20 protein-coding genes are annotated in these 19,210 nt (G+C 70.5%); 13 read left to right on the forward strand and 7 right to left on the reverse strand.

The genetic code is table 11. The annotated features are described in order from the left end of the window. Positions 1 to 69 precede the first annotated feature (69 nt). Together ABD073_RS07555 and ABD073_RS07560 are read left to right on the forward strand one after the other, a co-directional pair. A complete protein-coding gene (locus ABD073_RS07555) occupies positions 70 to 816 on the forward strand; it encodes a DUF929 family protein (RefSeq protein ID WP_343873399.1) in 747 nt (248 codons plus the stop codon). Next, positions 813 to 1,277, forward strand: a complete 465-nt coding sequence (locus tag ABD073_RS07560) for a vitamin K epoxide reductase family protein (RefSeq protein WP_343873401.1) — start codon at positions 813 to 815, stop codon at positions 1,275 to 1,277. Before ABD073_RS07555 ends, ABD073_RS07560 begins: the two co-directional genes overlap by 4 nt. 62 nt (positions 1,278 to 1,339) lie before the next feature. Here the strand turns inward: ABD073_RS07560 and ABD073_RS07565 are convergent, their stop codons facing one another. Genes ABD073_RS07565 through ABD073_RS07575 form a run of 3 tightly spaced genes read right to left on the reverse strand, consistent with a single transcriptional unit; the run spans position 1,340 to position 3,512 of the window. After that, positions 1,340 to 2,149, reverse strand: a complete 810-nt coding sequence (locus ABD073_RS07565) for a DsbA family protein (RefSeq protein ID WP_343873403.1) — start codon at positions 2,147 to 2,149, stop codon at positions 1,340 to 1,342. Further along, complete coding sequence (locus tag ABD073_RS07570) at positions 2,146 to 2,718, reverse strand: DoxX family protein (protein ID WP_343873405.1); 573 nt, start codon at positions 2,716 to 2,718, stop codon at positions 2,146 to 2,148. Before ABD073_RS07570 ends, ABD073_RS07565 begins: the two co-directional genes overlap by 4 nt. Further along, positions 2,715 to 3,512 (reverse strand): DsbA family protein, encoded by a 798-nt coding sequence (locus tag ABD073_RS07575; protein ID WP_343873406.1) that lies wholly within the window; start codon positions 3,510 to 3,512, stop codon positions 2,715 to 2,717. Before ABD073_RS07575 ends, ABD073_RS07570 begins: the two co-directional genes overlap by 4 nt. A 99-nt stretch (positions 3,513 to 3,611) precedes the next feature. Here ABD073_RS07575 and ABD073_RS07580 point away from each other — a divergent pair, with 99 nt between their 5' ends. From ABD073_RS07580 to ABD073_RS07600, 5 genes are all read left to right on the forward strand, one after another. Beyond that, complete coding sequence (locus tag ABD073_RS07580) at positions 3,612 to 5,039, forward strand: bifunctional folylpolyglutamate synthase/dihydrofolate synthase (RefSeq protein WP_343873407.1); 1,428 nt, start codon at positions 3,612 to 3,614, stop codon at positions 5,037 to 5,039. After that, positions 5,036 to 5,383: a DUF4233 domain-containing protein gene (locus ABD073_RS07585; protein WP_343873408.1), complete on the forward strand. Its 348-nt coding sequence runs from the start codon at positions 5,036 to 5,038 to the stop codon at positions 5,381 to 5,383. Before ABD073_RS07580 ends, ABD073_RS07585 begins: the two co-directional genes overlap by 4 nt. An 89-nt stretch (positions 5,384 to 5,472) precedes the next feature. Then, entirely contained in the window at positions 5,473 to 5,895 is a 423-nt protein-coding gene (gene ndk / locus ABD073_RS07590) for a nucleoside-diphosphate kinase (RefSeq protein WP_343873409.1), read from the forward strand. Continuing rightward, positions 5,892 to 7,088 carry a CPBP family intramembrane glutamic endopeptidase gene (locus tag ABD073_RS07595; RefSeq protein ID WP_343873410.1) on the forward strand — a complete coding sequence of 399 codons (1,197 nt, stop codon included), beginning with the start codon at positions 5,892 to 5,894 and terminating at the stop codon, positions 7,086 to 7,088. Before ndk ends, ABD073_RS07595 begins: the two co-directional genes overlap by 4 nt. Positions 7,089 to 7,331: 243 nt before the next feature. After that, complete coding sequence (locus tag ABD073_RS07600) at positions 7,332 to 9,299, forward strand: TIGR03960 family B12-binding radical SAM protein (protein WP_343873411.1); 1,968 nt, start codon at positions 7,332 to 7,334, stop codon at positions 9,297 to 9,299. Positions 9,300 to 9,373: 74 nt separating this feature from the next. Here ABD073_RS07600 and ABD073_RS07605 read toward each other — a convergent pair whose 3' ends face one another. Beyond that, entirely contained in the window at positions 9,374 to 10,447 is a 1,074-nt protein-coding gene (locus ABD073_RS07605) for a hypothetical protein (RefSeq protein ID WP_343873412.1), read from the reverse strand. A 195-nt stretch (positions 10,448 to 10,642) separates the two neighbouring features. Here ABD073_RS07605 and ABD073_RS07610 point away from each other — a divergent pair, with 195 nt between their 5' ends. The 6 genes from ABD073_RS07610 (at position 10,643) to ABD073_RS07635 (ending at position 18,349) form a co-directional block, all read left to right on the forward strand. Then, the gene (locus ABD073_RS07610; RefSeq protein WP_343873413.1) at positions 10,643 to 11,374 is read left to right on the forward strand and encodes a TIGR03936 family radical SAM-associated protein; all 732 of its coding nucleotides are present in this window, start codon (positions 10,643 to 10,645) and stop codon (positions 11,372 to 11,374) included. Positions 11,375 to 11,634: 260 nt separating this feature from the next. Further along, positions 11,635 to 14,349 carry an Rne/Rng family ribonuclease gene (locus tag ABD073_RS07615; RefSeq protein ID WP_343873414.1) on the forward strand — a complete coding sequence of 905 codons (2,715 nt, stop codon included), beginning with the start codon at positions 11,635 to 11,637 and terminating at the stop codon, positions 14,347 to 14,349. 167 nt (positions 14,350 to 14,516) lie between these two features. Next, positions 14,517 to 14,825 (forward strand): 50S ribosomal protein L21, encoded by a 309-nt coding sequence (gene rplU / locus ABD073_RS07620; protein ID WP_343873416.1) that lies wholly within the window; start codon positions 14,517 to 14,519, stop codon positions 14,823 to 14,825. A 10-nt stretch (positions 14,826 to 14,835) separates the two neighbouring features. Beyond that, positions 14,836 to 15,102, forward strand: a complete 267-nt coding sequence (gene rpmA, locus ABD073_RS07625) for a 50S ribosomal protein L27 (RefSeq protein WP_343873418.1) — start codon at positions 14,836 to 14,838, stop codon at positions 15,100 to 15,102. Between the two features lie 190 nt (positions 15,103 to 15,292). After that, entirely contained in the window at positions 15,293 to 16,834 is a 1,542-nt protein-coding gene (locus ABD073_RS07630; protein WP_343873420.1) for a DUF3352 domain-containing protein, read from the forward strand. A 90-nt stretch (positions 16,835 to 16,924) separates the two neighbouring features. Then, complete coding sequence (locus tag ABD073_RS07635) at positions 16,925 to 18,349, forward strand: hypothetical protein (RefSeq protein WP_343873421.1); 1,425 nt, start codon at positions 16,925 to 16,927, stop codon at positions 18,347 to 18,349. 13 nt (positions 18,350 to 18,362) lie between these two features. Here ABD073_RS07635 and ABD073_RS07640 read toward each other — a convergent pair whose 3' ends face one another. Genes ABD073_RS07640 through ABD073_RS07650 form a run of 3 tightly spaced genes read right to left on the reverse strand, consistent with a single transcriptional unit; the run spans position 18,363 to position 19,156 of the window. Then, positions 18,363 to 18,761 carry a hypothetical protein gene (locus ABD073_RS07640; RefSeq protein ID WP_343873422.1) on the reverse strand — a complete coding sequence of 133 codons (399 nt, stop codon included), beginning with the start codon at positions 18,759 to 18,761 and terminating at the stop codon, positions 18,363 to 18,365. Beyond that, the gene (locus tag ABD073_RS07645) at positions 18,748 to 18,942 is read right to left on the reverse strand and encodes a helix-turn-helix transcriptional regulator (RefSeq protein WP_343873423.1); all 195 of its coding nucleotides are present in this window, start codon (positions 18,940 to 18,942) and stop codon (positions 18,748 to 18,750) included. The genes ABD073_RS07640 and ABD073_RS07645 overlap by 14 nt, the downstream gene beginning before the upstream one ends. Beyond that, positions 18,932 to 19,156 carry a hypothetical protein gene (locus tag ABD073_RS07650; RefSeq protein WP_343873424.1) on the reverse strand — a complete coding sequence of 75 codons (225 nt, stop codon included), beginning with the start codon at positions 19,154 to 19,156 and terminating at the stop codon, positions 18,932 to 18,934. The genes ABD073_RS07645 and ABD073_RS07650 overlap by 11 nt, the downstream gene beginning before the upstream one ends. Between the last annotated feature and the right edge of the window lie 54 nt (positions 19,157 to 19,210).

The raw sequence follows: 19,210 nt of genomic DNA on the forward strand, positions 1-19,210 counted from the left end.
CAGGAGCAGCAGGCGAGGGAGGCGGAGCGGACCCGTAAGCGGCGGCTGCTGCTCACCCTCTCCGTGGCCATGATCCTCGTACTGGCCCTGGTTCTCAGCTTCTGGCTCATCGGACGAGCCAAGCGCAGCAAGGACGCCCAGGAGACCGCCTCCTCCGGAGTGCTCAGTGCGGCGCTCCAGGACATCCCCACCAGCGCCTTCGACACCGTGGGCGCCGGCAGCGCCAGCGAGGCGCCCACCCCGATCCCGGGTGGCAAGCCCGTGCTGCAGGACGGAAAGCCTCGTGTGCTCTACATCGGCGCCGAGTTCTGCCCCTACTGCGCCATGGACCGCCTGTCGCTGGTGGCGGCCCTGTCCCGCTTCGGCCGCTTCAGCGGACTGGAGGATGTCCTGTCGAGCCCCGACGAGGGGCTGATCTCCAACCTGGCCACGGTCACCTTCCGCACGTCGAGCTACAGCAGCGAGACCGTCTCCTTCACCGGCGTGGAGACCTCTGACCGGTTCCAGCAGCCTCTGGCCACCCCCGGCGAGGCCGACGAGGCCATCTTCCGCCAGTTCTCGCCGAGCGGTGGCATTCCCTTCGTGCACTACGGATCCGCCTACGCGAACTCGGCGCCCTTCGACGGCACCTTCCTGGCGGGACGCTCCGCCGACCAGGTGGCCGACGAGCTCAAGGACCCTGCCTCCCAGACCAGCCAGGCCGTGCTGGGCGGGGCGAACCTGATCTCGGCCCAGATCTGCCGGGAGACGGGCGGTGAGCCGGGCTCGGTCTGCACCTCGCCGGGTGTCGTGGCGGCCGGGAAGCGGCTCAGGTGACGACCCGGATCCTGGCCCCACGCTGGGCCTGGCGGGGAACGGCCGTGCTGCTCACCGTGGGTCTGCTCGTGGCGGCCTACATGACCTTCGAGCACTACACCGGCAACAGGACCCTCGCGTGCAGCGCAACGGGTGTCGTCGACTGCGCCCGCGTGACCACGAGTTCGTACTCCATGATCCTGGGGATCCCTGTGGCGCTGGCCGGGCTCGGCTGGTTCCTGGCCACCATCGCCCTGACCGGCTGGTCCTTCACGCGTCTGGACCAGGCGCCACGCACCCGGCTGCTGGGTGCCTGGTACGGGCTGGGCCTGGCCTTCGTGCTCTACCTGGTGTGGGTGGAGCTGGTTCCCTTGGGGAGGATCTGCTCCTGGTGCACGGTGGTGCACGTCGTGACGCTGCTCCTCTTCCTTCTGAACCTGGCTGAGGCGGTGCTCTCGGCCGAGGTCGACGACCGGTCCTGAACATGCCATGAGGGCCGACTCCCGTGGGGGAGCCGGCCCTCATGGGCTGTCTGTGGCTGGTGTCAGCTGGCGGCGACCTTCTTGATGGCCTCCAGCAGGCTCTGCTCGGTGGTGCCGATGGTCTGCAGGTCCAGGTCCTTGCCGTTCACCCGGTAGGTGGGGGTGGAGGTCACCTTGGCCTTGGCGGCGGCCTCGTCGGTGCCCTGCACGAAGCCCTTGGTGGCCTCGTTCTTGTAGCAGGTCTGGAAGTCGGTCAGCTTGGAGCCGGTGATGCCGGCCTGCTCGGCGAACGTGGTGCTCAGCTGCTCGTCGGTGTACCCGACGCCTTCCTGGGTGGGCTGGTTGGCGTAGACGATGTCGTGGTACTTCTCGTAGGCGCCCGCATTGTCGGCGCAGGCCGCGGCGATGCCGGCGCGGATCGAGGAGTCGTTGCGCAGGTTGGTGTCCAGGAAGGTCATGGTGCGGTAGTCCAGGGTGATCTCACCCTTGGCGGCCAGATCGTTGACCAGGGGTCCGATCTTGGAGTGGATGTCCTTGCAGGCGGGGCACTGGTAGTCCTGGTAGACCTGCAGCACCGGAGCGCCGTCCTTGGCCTTGCCGGGGTTGGCGATGATGCCGGTGGAGTCGGCATTGGCATTGGCCGGACGGCCCTGGGCGCTCACCGTCTCCTGCTTGTTCTTCTGGTCCTTCCACAGCGTGATGCCGACGCCCGCGATGATGGCCAGGGCCAGCAGGGCGGCGGCCAGTCCGATCATCTTCATGGTCCGGGCGCGACGGGCCTCGGCCTCCTGCTGCAGGCGCAGCTGCTCGCGTCGGCTGGTCGCGGCGCTGGCGCCCGAGCTGCCGGTGGGCTTGGCGGTCTTCTTGCTCATCGGGGGGTGTCCTCTCCGACGAGGAGGTCCTCGTCGTCGGTCTCGTGGTCCAGGTCGGTCCGGGTGGGAATCGGGGGGAAGAGCCAGTCGTCCAGGGCGAAGCGGCTGCGGGGCCGCCAGATGAGCCAGGCGCCGGCCAGCGCGAAGACGACATCACGGATGATCTCACGCAGGTAGTGCGGGTCCTCGGTGGCACCGCCGCCACCGAAGCAGCCGCAGTCCACCTTCAGTCCGCGGATCCACAGGCTGGCGATGCCGGCGATGAAGACCAGCATCATCAGGGTGCCCAGCAGCGCCGTCCAGCGGGTGAGCAGGCCCAGGACGATGGCCAGGCCCAGCAGGACCTCCAGCACCGGCAGGCCGTAGCCGATCAGCTTCACCAGCTCGTAGGGGATCGGCAGCTTGTAGGCCCGCACGGTGAGCACGTTGGCGTCCAGGTTGGGCAGCTTGAGCGCCCCCGCCACCAGCAGGGCGCCACCGAGCACCAGTCGGGCCAGCAGCCCGATCCAGTCCTTGCGCTGCTCGGAAGTTGTATTTTCAATCACTCTGGCATCATACCCGCTGGTCATGCGGCTGCCTTGATCGCATCCAGCACCTGCTGCTCGGTGGGATCGGCGGTGCCCATCAGGGCCTCCAGGTCCAGCTTCTTGGTGAGGCTGCCGTCCGCCGCCGCCACCCAGTACTGCGGCGTGGAGTCGTCGATCTTGTCCGCGCGCGCCCGCTTCAGCACCGACTGCACGTGGTCATTGGTCTGGCGCTGGTCGTAGCAGGTCTGGAAGCGTTCCAGATCGTCACCGGTGATGCCGGCCTGCTCGGCGAAGCCGGTGCGCAGCTGCTCGTCGGTGAAGCCCTCGCCCTCCTTCTGCGGCTGGTTGGCGAAGACGGTGTCGCGGTAGGCGGCGTAGTGCCCCGAGAGGTCAGCGCAGGCGGCGGCCAGGTTCGCGCGCTCGGAGGAGTCGTTCTTCAGCATGGTGTCCAGCAGGGCGACGCTGCGCACCTCGTAGCCCACCTCACCCTTGTCGGCCAGGGCCTTGACCTGCTTGCCGATCGACTGCTCGGCGATCTTGCACCAGGGGCACTGGTAGTCCTCGATCACCACCACCATGGGCTTGCCGGCCGGTGTCTTCGCCAAGGTGATCCCGCGGCCGTCGGGAGCGGCACCCGGCACGGCGACCTGGCTGCCCGCGGCCACCACCGGTTCGTCGTCCTTGTTGAACTGCCAGACCACGATGGTCAGCAGGAGCACGGCCGCCAGGGCGCCGCAGACGGCCCCGATCAGCCGACCGCGACGCCTGGCGCGCTCGGCAGCCTCGCGCTGCGCCTGCAGGGCGGCGCGGCGGCTGGAGGGACTGGGCTTGGCCATGGAGGTCTCCTTGCGACGGCAGGGTGGTCCCTTCCAGCCTGCCATGCCGCTCGCTTCGGGCGAGGGAAGCGCGGCGCTGCCGGGTAGGCTGGGCGCACCATGACCCCAGCAGCACACGGCACGCCCGGCCAGAGCGCGGCGCAGTCCCATCAGCAGATCGTCGACCGGTTGATCGGGCGCTGGCCCGAGCATCGCATCGCGCCCTCCCTGGGCCGGATCCAGGCGCTGTGCGACCTGCTCGGCAATCCGGAACGCTCCTGCCCGGTGATCCAGATCGCCGGCACCAACGGCAAGGGCAGCACCGCCATCATGGTCGACGCCCTGCTGCGCTCCGACGGCCTGCGCACCGGGCGTTTCTCCAGCCCCCACCTCACCGATGTCACCGAGCGGATCTGCATCGACGGGGAGCCGATCAGCGCCGAGCGCTTCGACGAGGTCTGGGCCGACATCGAGCCCTACGTGGAGATGGTCGACGCCCAGCAGATCGACGGGGTCTCGATGACCTTCTTCGAGGTCATCACCGCCATGGCCTATGCCGCCTTCGCGGACGCCCCCGTGGACGTGATGGTGATCGAGGTGGGCCTGGGCGGCAGCTGGGATGCCACCAACGTCGCCGACGCCCAGGTGGCCGTGATCTGCCCGATCGACCTGGACCACACCCACATCCTGGGCGACGACGTGGTGGACATCGCCCACGAGAAGGCCGGCATCATCAAGCCCGGCAGCACCGCCGTGATGGCCGCCCAGAGCGAGGAGGTGGCGCGCGTGCTGGTGGAGCGCTGCACCGAGGTGGGGGCCCGGATGGTGCTGGAGGGCAACGACTTCCAGCTGCTGGACCGCACCCAGGCCGTCGGCGGGCAGCTGCTGCGGTTGCAGGGCGCGGAGGGGCCGGTGGGAGACATCCACCTGCCCGTCTTCGGCGCCCACATGGCCCACAACGCCGCCCTGGCGATGGCTGCCGTGGAGTCCCTGCTGGGAGGTCGTGCGCTCAGCCCCGAGGTGGTGGTGGACGGCTTCGCGGCCGTCGAGGCCCCCGCCCGCATGGAGCTGGTGCGCACCTCGCCCCCCGTCGTGCTGGACACCTGCCACAACCCGCACGGCGTCACCGCGACCCTGTCGGCGATGGCCGAGAACTACTCCTTCGCCCCGATGATCGGCGTGGTGGCCATGATGAAGGACAAGGACGTCGAGTCGGTGATGCGGCTGTTCGCCGAGCAGATGGACGTCATCATCTGCACCCAGGTGGCCGGCACCGACCGCGGTGTGCCCGCCGAGGATCTGGCCGAGGTGGCCCGCGGGATCGCGGGCCAGGAGCGGGTGCACAGCGCGGCGAGCGTCGACGCTGCCCTGGACCTGGCGGTCACGATGGCCGACCAGCAGCCCGGCGCCGGGGTGCTGGTGGCCGGCTCGGTGATTCTGGCCGGCCAGGCCCGCGGCATGCTGAAGCAGGACGCGGAGCCGCAGCACGAACCCACTCGCGAAGAACTGACCACCCCCTTCGACCTGGACGGAGACGACCAGTGGTGAGCCTCGCTCCTGACAACCCGATGAACCGGGCCATGCTGAGCACGCTGGTCTGCGAGGCCATCGTCTTCGGCCTGGCCTTCCCGGGCATGGTGATCGTCTCCGAGATCTCGGTGCTGGCCGCCGCGCTCGGCACCGGCCTGGCCGTGCTGCTCTGCCTGCTGGCCTGCGCCCGACTGCGTCGCCCCGAGGGCTACCCGCTGGCCTGGGCCGCGCAGGCGGCCGGCGTTCTGCTCGGCTTCCTCACCCCCATGATGTTCCTGGTGGGTGCCATGTTCCTGGCGATCTGGGTGGTCTCCTTCGTGCTGGGCCGCCGGATCGAGGCGGATCGCGCCCGACACGCCTGAGGCTCGCCCCCGTCGAAGGGAGGGGGCACGGCATCCGGGCGGTGCGCTGTACTCCCCGGGGCGGCGCGGCTGCTTGTAGGGTCTGGGCCATGACGACCGAACGCACCCTGGTCCTGCTCAAGCCCGATGCCGTGCAGCGCGGGCTGGTGGGCACCATCATCGCCCGCTACGAGGCCAAGGGCCTCAGCCTCGTCGCCCTGCAGCAGCGGGTCTGCGACCAGGCCACCGCCCAGCAGCACTATGCCGAGCACGTCGGCCGCGACTACTACCCGCCGCTCGAGGAGTTCATCACCTCCGGCCCGCTGGTGGCCCTGGTGCTGGAGGGGGAGCGCGCCATCGAGGCCGTGCGCAGCCTGAACGGCACCACCGACTCCGCCGTCGCCGCCCCCGGGACCATCCGCGGGGACTTCTCGCTGTTCAAGAACCGCAACCTGGTGCACGCCTCCGACGCGGCGGACAGCGCCGCGCGTGAGATCGCCATCTGGTTCCCGGAGCTGGGGGAGCGCGCGTGAGCCAGCCTCCTCAGCAGCCGCAGGGCCAGCCCCAGCCCTACCCCCAGCAGCCCCAGTACGGGCAGGCCCAGTACCCCCAGTACGGGCAGGGGCAGTACCCCCAGGGGCAGTACCCGCAGGGGCAGTACCCGCAGGACCAGGGCTTCCCGGCCCCCCAGCAGCCGGGCTGGCAGGGGCAGCCGGGCTGGCAGGGGCAACCCGTCTGGACGCCGCCCGTGGCACCGCCCCAGCCGACCGCCCTGCCCACGACCGTGCTCGACTACCCCCGCTTCTGGCGCAGCCCCCGCTGGCGCTGGTGGCGTCCGGTGGTGACCGTGGTGCTGGGCCTGGTGGCCTTCATGGTGCTCAGCACCGTGGCCATCCTGGTGGGCTTCGGGATCGACATCGCCACCGGTCGCTCCCGCCCCGAGGACATGGCCTCGATGGGCAACGACCTGAAGATGACCCCGGCGATCTTCCTGACCAACAACTTCGCCCTGGCGTTGCTGATCCCGCTGTGCCTGCTGCTCTCCCGCTGGCCGATGGGCCAGACCGGCGGCTGGCTGGCCAGTGTGGTGGGACGGATCCGCTGGGGCTGGCTGGGACGCTGCCTGCTGATCATGCTGCCGCTGTGGCTGCTCCACGTGGGCATCACCACCTGGCTGGCGCTCACGGGTCCGGACCCGGAGCAGCTCCACGTGACCAAGGACACCTGGATCCTGCTGGCCGGCATCCTGCTCACCACGCCCTTTCAGGCGGCCGGTGAGGAGTACGCCTTCCGTGGCGTCCTGAACCGGGCCGCTGGCAGCTACTTCCGCCACCCGACGGTGGCACTGGTGGTGGGCCTGGTCTTCAGCTCGACGCTGTTCATGCTGGCCCACGGCGCCGGAGACACCTGGCTCAACATCTACTACTTCTGCTTCGGGGCCATCGCCGCCATCATGACCTGGCGCACCGGGGGCCTGGAGGCCGCGATCGCCATGCACGTGGTCAACAACGTGCTCAGCGAGCTCATCATGCCCTTCACCGACATCTCGGGGATGTTCAACCGGGAGTCCGGCGTCGGTGATCCCAGCATCCTGGTGATGACCGCCGTCCAGCTGCTCGCGCTCGCCCTGGTGGAGTGGCAGGCGCGTCGGCGGGGCCTGGTGCGCGCCGCCGCACCCGGTCTGGACGAGCTCCCGGCACCGCGCCTCGACCCGCAGCTCTCCTGACCTGATCGCATGACCCAGCAGCTGCCGCCCACGGCAAGCCCCGTCTTCCAGCCGGTGGCCTCAACGTCGCCGCGATGATGGGGACGCTGCTCTCCGCGGCCCTGGTGCTGTGCTGCGCGATCGTGGAATGCATCGCCACACGCCAGAGGCGCACCAGGGCAGCGCGGCGCTGAGCCCGGGCGGTCGCGCGGCACGGCACGGAATCGTGCTGGGCCGGGAGGCTCAACTACGCTGGGCGGCACCATGACTGATTTCCCCACCACCGCTCCCGAGTCGCTCTTCGGCCGGCTCGAGCCGCTGCTCGCCCAGGTGAGCAAGCCCATCCAGTACGTCGGCGGCGAGCACAACTCCGTCGTCAAGGAGTGGGACTCCGCCCAGGTGCGCTGGTGCCTGATGTACCCCGACGCCTACGAGGTGGGCCAGCCCAACCAGGGCGTCGCCATCCTCTACGAGATCCTCAACGAGCGTGACTGGATCCTGGCCGAGCGCACCTACTCGGTCTGGCCGGACCTCGAGAAGCTGATGCGCTCGGAGTCCATCCCGCAGTTCACCTTGGACTCCCACCGCCCCGTGGGCGCCTTCGACGTGCTGGGCATGAGCTTCTCCACCGAGCTCACCTACACCAACATGCTCAACGCGCTGGACCTGGCCGGCCTGCCGATCCACGCCGTCGATCGTCGCGAGGACGACCCCGTCGTGCTGGCCGGGGGTCACGCCGCCTTCAACCCGGAGCCGATCGCCGACTTCATCGACGCCGCCGTGCTCGGCGACGGCGAGGAGGCCGCCCTGCTGGTCAGCGAGATCATCCGCGACTGGAAGGCGGAGGGCCGTCCCGGTGGCCGCGACGGCCTGCTGCTGCGCCTGGCGCACACCGGCGAGGTCTACGTGCCCCGCTTCTACGACGTCAGCTACCTGCCCGACGGCCGGATCCAGCGCGTCGCCCCGAACCGGCCCGGCGTGCCCTTCCAGGTGCGCAAGCACACCCTGATGGACCTGGACCAGTGGCCCTACCCGGCCAAGCCGCTGGTGCCGCTGGCCGAGACCGTCCACGAGCGCTACTCGGTGGAGATCTTCCGTGGCTGCACCCGTGGCTGCCGCTTCTGCCAGGCGGGCATGATCACCCGCCCGGTGCGCGAGCGCAACATCGAGACCATCGGCAAGATGGTGGCCGGCGGACTGCAGGCCACCGGCCTGGAGGAGGTGGGCCTGCTCAGCCTGTCCAGCGCCGACCACTCCGAGATCGCGGAGGTGACCAAGCAGCTGGCCGACCGCTACGAGGGCACCAATGTCTCGCTCTCGCTGCCCAGCACCCGCGTCGACGCCTTCAACATCGACCTGGCCAACGAGCTCTCCCGCAACGGTCGTCGCTCCGGCCTGACCTTCGCGCCCGAGGGCGGCAGCGAGCGGATGCGCAAGGTGATCAACAAGATGGTCACCGAGGACGACCTGATCAACACGGTGGCCACCGCCTTCGGCAACGGCTGGCGGCAGGTGAAGCTGTACTTCATGTGCGGCCTGCCCACCGAGACCGACGAGGACGTGCTGGGCATCTACCACATGGCCAAGCGGGTCATCGAGACCGGACGGCAGGTGGCCGGCACCAAGGACATCCGCTGCACCATCTCGATCGGCGGCTTCGTCCCCAAGAGCCACACCCCCTTCCAGTGGGCCGGCCAGGCCTCCCCGGAGACCATCGACCACCGGCTCCAGCTGCTGCGTGACACCGTGCGCGCGGACAAGCAGTTCGGCAAGGCCATCGGCATGCGCTACCACGACGGCAAGCCCGGCCAGATCGAGGGCCTGCTGAGCCGCGGCGACCGTCGCGTCGGCAAGGTGATCGAGGCGGTCTGGCGCGACGGCGGCATCTTCGACGGCTGGAGCGAGCACTTCTCCTACGACCGCTGGGTGGCCTGCAGCGAGCAGGCGCTCGCCGACCAGGGCGTCGACCTGGCCTGGTACACCACCCGCGAGCGTGACTACGAGGAGGTGCTGCCCTGGGACCACCTGGACTCCGGCCTGGACCGTGACTGGCTGTGGGAGGACTGGCAGGACGCCATCGACGGCTCCGAGGTGGAGGACTGCCGCTGGATCCCGTGCTACGACTGCGGCGTCTGCCCGCAGATGGACACCAACATCCAGATCGGCCCCACCGGCGCCACGCTGATCCCGCTGCAGGTGGTGACCCGGGACCTGGCCGCCACCGAGGCCTGAGACCGGCTCACCGGACCGACGACGAGGGAGGCCCGCCATCACGGCGGGCCTCCCTCGTTGTGTCGTGGGCCGGCTCAGCGCATCCGGTCCACCACGGCGACGCTGGTCACCGACAGTCCGCGGTTGCGGGTGGATCCGGCCAGCACCACGGTGCGGCCGGTGGCCACGTCGTGACGGGTCAGCCAGCTGCGCCCCTCCTCGCAGCCGGGGGCGTTGAGGAACCAGACCGAGGTGCCCTGCACCGTGAGCGGCGAGGCATTGCTGCCGGCCTTCAGCAGCTGCACCTGGCGGCCCCGCACCAGTCCGGCGCGGGCGGGGCCGCAGGAGCTCGCAGCCGCCACCAGCTGCCCCGTGGGGGTGGACCAGGAGTCCACGTAGCCGAACTGCAGCGCGCCGGTCCGCGGCAGGCGGGCGGTCAGGGCGACGGGGGCACCGCCGGCGGTCGAGTAGCGGTAGACCTGCACGTCCTCGCGGCTGCCGGTGGGCAGGCAAACGGCGGTGAAGTGGCTCGCATCGGTCCAGTGCTGCGGCTGGCAGTGGGTGGTGCCGGTCGGGTTCGCGATGGTGCGCAGCCGGGCGCCGCCATTGCTGTTGACCTGGATCCGGTGCGCGCCGTTCATGCTGACCAGCAGCCGTCCGTCGAGGCTGGGCAGCATCCCGTCACCGCCACGCGTACCGGCATGGCGGGCCTGGACGCTGCCGGCGAGGCTGGTGCGCACCAGCTCGCCCGCGGTGGTGCGGCCGAGCAGGGCAGCGCCGGAGGGATTGGTGAAGCGCATCTCGAACCACTGCCCAGCCACCGCGCGCCCGGCGCCGGTCCGCACGTCGACGACGCGGAAGATCGGGGCGTTGCCGGTGGCATTGGAGACCAGCACGCGAGAGCCGTCGTTGGTGACATCGCTGACCTGCCAGGCGCTGCCCAGCTTGGTGACCGGGTATTGGCGGCCGTCGGGGGAGACCAGGGTGAGCGTTCCGGTGGCGCCGGGGCGGCCGACCACCGCGGCGCTCCAGCCGCCGGTGACCTTCGCGCCGGCGGCTGCGGTCAGCGCGGGTGCGGGGGCTGCCTGGGCGGGCACGGCGAGGGCGAGCGCGCTGCCGGCGACGGCGGTGGCGGCCAGGACGGTGGTGATGATGCGGGTGGTGCTCATGGGGTGCTCCTGGTGGGTTCGTGCGAGGCGGTGGGTGAGGTCCGGGGTGCCGTGCCTCGACCTTTCTACGCCTCGTGACGGCCACTGGTTCCACTCCCGGCGGTGAGAGCTCGCACAACCTTCGCCAAGCGATCCTCAGCCGTGCTGGCCCTCGCCGATTCCGGCCTGTGGCGGGCGCACCGGTAGTCTTCCGGCGTGGCACGACAGCAACCAGAACAGCAGGCACCCCCGGCGCAGTGGCTCCGCGTCCAGTACGCCAAGCGGGGGCCCGCTCGCTTCACCAGCACCCGCGACTTCGGTCGCGCCCTGGAGCGCGCGCTGCGTCGCGGCCAGATCCCGATGGCCTACTCCTCGGGCTTCAACCCGCACCCGCGGATCAGCTATGCCAATGCCTCGCCCACCTCGGCGGCCACCGAGGCCGAGTTCCTGGAGATCGGCCTGCGCGAGGTCTGCGACCCCGCCAAGGTGCGCCAGGCCCTCGACGAGGCGCTGCCGCCCGGCCTCGACGTGGTGGCCGTGGTCCAGTCCGACCGTCGTGCCCTGTCCGAGGTGCTCACCGCCAGCGACTGGCGCATCGAGCTGGACTCGGTGGACGCCGGTGACATCGACCAGACCGCCCTGGAGCGTGCCGTGGCCGCCCTGATGGCCGCCGACTCCTACCAGGTCAGCCGGATGACCAAGACCGGCATGCGCCACTTCGACGTGCGCGGCGCCATCATCGGCCTCGAGGTGGTCGGCCCGGCCGTGCTGCAGATGCGCGCCCACCACACGACGCCGCTGGTGCGTCCCGACGACGTGGTGCGCGCCCTGCGCGAGCTGGAGCCCAGCCTGGTCACCGAGCGCCCCGCGATGCTCACCCGGCTGGGCCAGGGAGAGCTGGTCGACGGCGAACTGCGCGACGTGATGGCGGGTGCCGCACGGGCCTGAACCGGCCGGCAGGACCACCACGGACACCGGCGCGCCACGGTCGCGAAATCTGACCGCCCGTGGACCTCTGTGCCATACTGGCGGGTAGGTAAGCAGTCGATCAGGACTGCTCACTCGGGTCACCGAGCACTGCCAACCGCGACGACGTCTTCGACCGCGGGGCTGGGCCAAGGCTGACCTGATGTCCGCCAGCTTTTGGTCGCAGCCCCTCCCCGGGGTGCGACTGACGAACCGCACCCGCGTGGTGCCGAGGAGCGCACATGCTCGATGTTGACAACGTTCAGGAGCCCGAGTCGGGCACCCAGGAATCCACCCCGGCCGAGCGACCCCGCCGCCGCAGGGCCGCCTCCCGCCCGGCCGGCCCGCCGCCCGCCGTCGAGACCCCCGCTGCCGAGGTGCCGGTGACCGAGGCCGCGGGCACGGCCAGCGTGCAGACCCCTGCGGAGAGCCCGGCGGAGCAGGCCCCGGCCCGTCCCGCCCGCCGCCGCGCCACCCGCAAGGCCGGCACCCCCAAGCCCGTCGAGGCACCGGTCGAGGTCGCGCCGCTGGCGCAGGCCACCAGCACCGAGCCCACCAGCACCGAGCCCGCCTCCGAGGCCGTGGCCGAGCCCGCCGCCCAGGCCGCCCCGGAGGAGAAGCCGGCCCGCGCCCGCCGCACCCGTAGCCGCAAGAAGGCCGAGCCGGCCCAGCCGGTCGCCGACCAGACCGACGAGCAGGGGCGCGCCGACGAGACCGCCCCCGGCGCCGACGTCGATGCCGCGCTGGCCGCCGTCACCGCCGCCGCGGCCGAGCGCCCGCGTCGCAGCCGGCGCGTCTCGCGCGCCGTGGCCAATCCCTTCGTCAGCCCCACGCTGCCCGTCGACGAGAACGGTGAGGTGGATGCCAAGGCCGTGCTGGACTCGCTGGCCGCCTCGATCGCCGGTGGCGACGAGGCCGAACAGCCTGCCCAGACCGAGGATGCCGCCGAGCAGCCCGCCGACGCGGTCGCCGAGACGCCCGCCGACGAGCAGGCCACCGACGATCAGCCCACCGACGAGGACGAGACCGCTGCCGAGGAGACCGACGAGGACTCCGAGCAGGACGAGGAGTCCGACGACTCGCAGGACGAGGACGACCAGGACGACTCCGAGGACGAGGACAACGGCGAGGACGAGGACAACGGCGAGGACGAGGACAACGGCGAGGACGAGGACAGCACGCCCACCACGCGCCGCCGCCGTCGCCGCCGCGGAGGTCGTCGTCGTCGTCGCTCCTCCGAGGACGACGAGAACGAGAACGACGCCGAGAACGGCTCCGAGGACAAGGACTCCGAGGAGTCCGAGACCGAGGACAAGGACTCCGAGGACGACAAGGACTCCGACGAGGGCAATGACGACTCCGAGGGCTCCGGCCGCCGCCGTCGCCGCCGTCGTCGCCGTCGCGGGGAGGACGCCGGCTCCGCTGACGACGACCCCAGTGACGTCGTGGTCCGGGTGCGCGAGCCGCGCCGGATCCGCACCGCCGCCCAGGCCGCCGACGAGGTGACCGGCATCGACGGCTCCACCCGCATGGAGGCCAAGAAGCAGCGTCGCCGCGAGGGCCGCGCCGCCGGTCGTCGTCGCGCCCCGATCCTGTCCGAGGCCGAGTTCCTGGCGCGCCGTGAGTCGGTGACCCGACGCATGGTGATCCGCCAGAACGAGGAGTACACCCAGCTCGCCGTCCTGGAGGACGACGTCCTGGTGGAGCACTACGTGGACCGCGCCAGCGCCACCAGCCTGATCGGCAACATCTACCTGGGCCGCGTCCAGAACGTGCTGCCCAGCATGGAGGCCGCCTTCATCGACATCGGCCGCGGCCGCAATGCCGTGCTCTACGCCGGTGAGATCGACTGGGAGCACTTCGGTGCCCACGGTGAGCAGAAGAAGGTCGAGAACGTCCTGAAGTCCGGCCAGACCGTGCTGGTCCAGGTCTCCAAGGACCCGGTGGGTGCCAAGGGCGCCCGCCTCACCAGCCACATCTCGCTGCCCGGTCGCTACGTGGTGTACTCGCCCGGCGGCCACCTGTCCGGCATCAGCCGCAAGCTGGCCGATGCCGAGCGCCACCGCCTCAAGGACATCCTGGGCGACCTGATCGACGACAAGTCGTCGGTGATCGTGCGCACCGCAGCCGAGGGCGCCAGCGAGGACGAGCTGGTGCGCGACGTGAACCGCCTCAAGGCGCAGTGGGAGATCATCGAGAAGAAGGCCAAGACCGGCAGCGCCCCGCAGCAGCTCTACGCCGAGCCGGACCTGACGGTGCGGATCGTGCGCGACCTGTTCACCGAGGACTTCAGCGAGCTCGTGGTCAGCGGCAACGGGGGAGCGGACGACGCCTACGAGGCGATCAACGGCTATGTCACCCACGTCGCCCCGCACCTGGCCGAGCGCCTCACCCGCTGGGACCGCGAGAGCCAGGGCGATCCCTTCGCCAAGCACCGCATCGACGACCAGATCGCCAAGGCGCTGGAGCGCAAGGTCTTCCTGCCCTCCGGTGGCTCGCTGGTGATCGACCGCACCGAGGCCATGACGGTGATCGACGTGAACACCGGCAAGTTCACCGGCGCCGGCGGCAACCTGGAGGCCACCGTCACCAGCAACAACCTGGAGGCGGCCGAGGAGGTCGTGCGCCAGCTGCGGCTGCGCGACATCGGCGGCATCATCGTGATCGACTTCATCGACATGGTGCTGCCCAGCAACCGCGAGCTGCTGCTGCGTCGCCTGGTGGAGTGCCTGGGCCGTGACCGCACCCGCCACCAGGTGGCCGAGGTGACCAGCCTGGGCCTGGTGCAGATGACCCGCAAGAAGATCGGCACCGGCCTGGCAGAGGCCTTCACCGAGGAGTGCAGCCACTGCGGCGGACGGGGCTACACCCGCCACGACCACCCGGTGGACACCCAGGCACCCGCCGACGGCGGTGACCGACACGGTGGCGGCGGTCGACGGGGCCGCAAGCACTGATCCGACGACCGGCCGCCGGTTTGACCCTGTACATCAGCACAGGTAATGTTGGCGGTCGGTCCGGGTTCCGTGGCGACATCGCCGGGAAACCTCCGAAAGACTTCCGACCAGCCCGTTGAGCCGGTTGGGAACATTTTCCTCACGACATCGAAGAGAGTAGGTCAGGCGTGTACGCGATCGTGCGCAGTGGCGGCCGCCAGCACAAGGTTGCCGTTGGCGACGTTGTCGAGATCGACAAGGGAGCGGCCAAGGTGGGCGACAGCGTGGAGCTGACCCCCATCCTGCTGGTCGACGGCGAGGCCGTCACCTCTGACAAGGGCACCCTTGAGAAGGCTTCGGTCAAGGCCGAGGTGCTGGGCGAGACCAAGGGTCCCAAGATCCGCATCATGAAGTACAAGAACAAGACCGGTTACAAGAAGCGCCAGGGGCACCGTCAGAAGTACACCCAGGTCAAGATCACCGGCATCGAAGGCTGAGGGAGCTGACATGGCACACAAGAAGGGCGCATCTTCGTCCAAGAACGGCCGCGACTCGAACGCGCAGCGCCTCGGCGTTAAGCGCTTCGGCGGCGAGCTGGTCAACGCCGGCGAGATCATCGTCCGCCAGCGTGGCACCCACTTCCACCCGGGCAACGGCGTCGGTCGCGGTGGCGACGACACCCTGTTCGCGCTGGTCGGCGGCAATGTCGAGTTCGGCACCCGTCGTGGTCGCCGCGTGGTCAACATCCAGCCGGCCGAGGTCGCTGCGAACTGACCTCGCACCTGCAACGTCCGAAGGGGCGGCCCCGTCATGGGGCCGCCCCTTCTGCATGTCCGCGGACATCCCACGAGGCGGCAGTGGCTGATGACTTGCTGGCTGAGAGTTCCGCAGACCGTTGATGGACCCGGGGGAGCCCTACCCTCATGGTGTCGCGACGCCGCGGCCACTCCCCGAAAGGCAGACCATGTCCAGCACCCCTCCCGATGCCTACCTCCCGCCCGAGCAGCCCGTCGCGCCGGCCGGGGGAGCCACCACCATCGAGCCGACGCCTCGTCGCCTCGGCACCGGTGCCAAGGCCGGCATCGTGGGGCTGGCGCTGCTGGCCCTGGGTGGCGGCTTCGCCCTGGCCGACCCGATGGACCTGCGCGAGGACAAGGGCGCCCAGGGCCCCGCGGCCGTGCTGCCCGCCGATGCACTCGGCTATGCCGCGGTCAACCTGGACCCGTCGGTGGGCCAGAAGCTGGAGATGGTGCGCTTCGCGATGAAGTTCCCCGCGCTGAAGCAGAAGATCTCGCTGAGCGAGGACGGCGACCTGAAACAGCAGTTCTGGGAGGCCGCCATGAAGGACTCCAGCTGCAAGGACAAGATCGACTACGAGGCCGACATCAAGCCCTGGCTGGGTGACCACGCTGGCGTGGCCCTGCAGAAGGACGACGACAAGCTCGTCATGGCCGTCGAGGCCTCCGACGAGGCGAAGGCGCGGGCCGCCGTCGAGAAGCTGGACGCCTGCGACAGCTCCGGCTCCACCACCAAGGAGGGCGTGGCCTATCGGGACGGCTATCTGCTGCTCGGCAAGGACCAGCCCACCGTCGACGCCGCCGTGGCCAGCGCCACGAGCGCACCGTTGTCCCAGCGGGCCGAGTTCACCGAGGACCTCGACAAGCTGGGCAGCACCGGGGTGATGAGCTTCTGGACCTCCAAGGAGGGCCTCGTGGCCGCCTCCCAGGAGTCCTCCCAGGCCGCCCAGAACGGCGTGGACGGCACGGAGCTGGAGCAGATGCCGGTGCGTTCCGCGGCAGGGACGCTGCGCTTCACCGATGGCAACCCTGAGCTGCACTTCGCCAGCAAGTCCACCGAGCCGGTCCCGGTCAGCGAGAAGGGCTCCGACCTGGGCTCCCTGCCCGGCGAGACCACCGTCGCCCTGGGCTTGGCCAACGGGGCCGACTTGGTGGAGCAGAACTGGCCCGAGATCCGCAAGATGATCGAGTCCCAGGGAACCTCGCTGGCGGACCTGGAGCGGGACAGCAAGCTCAAGCTGCCCGACGACCTCAAGACGCTGCTGGGCAGCGACCTGCGGATCTCCCTGGGCCCGGTGACCCCGGAGAGCATGGAGGATCCCAGCACCCTTCCGGTTGCGGTGGCCACCACCACGGACAAGGCGAAGCTCACCGAGCTGCTGGACCGCGTCGGCGCCAGCCAGCAGGGGATCAGCCTCACCAGCCAGGGTGAGAGCCAGGTGCTGGGCATCAACACCTCTTGGCCGCAGAAGGTGGCCGAGACCGGCTCGAAGCTGGCCGATGACGCCGCCTTCACCAAGGCCGTCGACGCTCCCGAGAAGGCCCAGACGGCCGGCTACGTGAACCTCGCCCAGCTGGTGGACAGCCTCGGGGCGGAGTTGTCGGCCGACGAGAAGGAGAACTTGGCGCCGCTGCAGTCCGTCGGCCTGAGCTCGCACCAGGAGGAGGGCGACTACAGCGTCGGCACGCTGCGCCTCACCACCCGCTGACGCGTTCACCCGGCTCCACCTGAGGGGCGGCCCCGCCATGGGGCCGCCCCTTCGTCGTGCCCCTAGGCTGTAGCCGACGAAAGGATGCCCATGAGCCACCAGGCCACCCCCGCCGACGACTCCCGAGGCAGGCTTGCCCGCCGCCTCGCCGCCGGACTGATCGGACTGGGCGTGCTCGGGATGGGCGCCAGCTTCGTCGCCACCAACCCGCTCCACCTCGGCGAGGACCTCGCCGAGGGCCCCGACGCCGTGCTTCCCGGCGACGCCGTGGCCTATCTCGAGCTGGATGCCGAGCCCGGGCTGGGACAACAGGCGGAGGCCCTGGCCTATGCCGGCAAGCTGCCCTCGCTGCGTCGGATGCTGTCCGGTGAGCGCACCGACGTGCGCCAGCTGGCCTGGCAGCGGCTGGCGCCGGCGGAGTGCCGCGGCGTGGTGGACTTCGACCGTGACCTGCGCCCCTGGCTCGGGCAGCGCATCGGCGTCGCCCTGCGTGATGGCGCCGAGCTGCCGGTGATGGCCTTCGAGGCCACCGACGAGCAGGCCGCCCGCGAGGGTGCTCGCAAGATCGCCTCCTGCTGGCCCGGTGGGCTGGGACGCGGGGTGGCCTGGCAGCAGGGCTACCTGTTGCTGGCCGCAGACCAGGCCGCCGCCGACAGCGCCCAGCAGAAGGCGGCCGAGGATCCCCTGACGACGGGGGAGCGCCATGCCCAGGACCTCACCAAGGTGGGCACCCGCGGCTTCGTCACCTGGTGGGCCACCCGGTCGGGCCTGGAGCAGGTGGCTGATCTGTCGCACTGGTCCGACGAAACGCGCGAACGACTCGCCACGGCCCCACTGGTCTCGACCGGCGGCACCCTGCGGATGGGCGAGGGCAGCCCCGAGGTGCGTACCGTCGCGAAGCTCACCACCGAGCTCAAGACCTCCCAGCACAGCACCGCGCTGGGTGACCTGCCCGCCGACAGCTCGCTGGCCGTCGGACTGGCCGAGGGAGACGTCGCGGTGGACGAGACCTGGCCGGTGGTCTCGCGCTGGCTGGCCCAGCGGGACATCGAGCTGACCCCCGAGCAGGCCAAGACCCTGCTGGGCCGCGACGCCCGGCTCGCCGTGGGGCCGCGGCGCGAGGGCGGTCGCGCCTGGTCACTGTCGACCTACACCGATCGTGGTCCGCTGGAGCAGCTGCTGGCCGAGCACGAGAAGGCCGGCGACGTGCAGATCGCCTCCGGCACCCCGAAGGTGCCGATCCTGGCGCCGAAGCATGACGCGGCCTGGGCCGAGCACGTCTCCACCACCGACGACCACCTGGGCGAGCACAACCCCTTCAAGTTCGGGGTGGCGAAGTCGGACCAGGCACAGCTGGCGGTCTTCGTGAACCTGGACGAGTACCGCGAGCAGGTGCGCCGGCAGTTCCCGTACCTGGACGAGGCCGACCTGGCGGCGCTCCAGGCCTTCGGGCTGGCCGCGCACGTCGAGGATGCGAACTATGTCGTGGCGGTGGGGCGGATCACGGCGCACTGAGCGCGTGGTCCGGTCAGAGCCGGCGGGCGAACCAGAGATGGGCGCCCACGGCGACCGCGAGCAGCAGCCAGGTCATCAGGCCGAGCGCCACCAGCGGGTCCATGCCCCAGACCACGGCGACCATGGCCGCGGCGCAGCCGAAGAAGCTGCACAGGCCCACCGTCGCCAGGCTGCGCTGGGTGATGGTCTGGTCGCGCTCGTCGCCCTGCCCGCGCACCTGGCGTCCCAGCAGGCCACCGTCTCGTCGCCGCTGCAGCACGAGCATCACCACCACGGCCGCCAGCCCGCCGGCCAGCGCGCCCCAGGCGGTCTCGGGGTCTCGGGGATAGAAGGCAGCGAAGACGCTGAGCACGGCGGCCATGCCGAGCAGCGGAGCGAGGCGGGCGCTGGAGGGTCGATCAGTCCTCGACATGGAAGATCTCCTCGACGGTGGTGCCGAACAGTCGCGCGATGCGGATGGCCAGCGGGAGGGACGGGTCGTACTTGCCGGTCTCGATGGAATTGATCGTCTGGCGGGAGACGCCCAGGCGCTCGCCCAGCGCGGCCTGGCTCATGCCGCCCTGCTCGCGCAGGGCGCGGACGTCATTCTCCACGGCCGGTCTGGTCGCGCTGCTCGCGCAGCACCTTGCCGAACAGGTAGGTGCCCGACAGGTTCAGCAGCACGCACAGGCCGATGAAGACATAGCCCAGCACCGGCTGGCGCTGCAGCATGGCGAGCGCGGCGATCAGGCAGGCGGAGCCGCAGGCCACGAGCGTGGTGGCGGTCTGCTGGGTCTTCTGGACGTCCATCGTTCTCTCCTCGGTCATGGTCAAGCCTCCTTGACATGACAAGCATGCTTGACAGTCGGGCGATGTGTCAAG

Origin of the sequence: Luteococcus peritonei, from assembly GCF_039526385.1 — a bacterium.
GTDB classification, from domain to species: domain Bacteria; phylum Actinomycetota; class Actinomycetes; order Propionibacteriales; family Propionibacteriaceae; genus Luteococcus; species Luteococcus peritonei.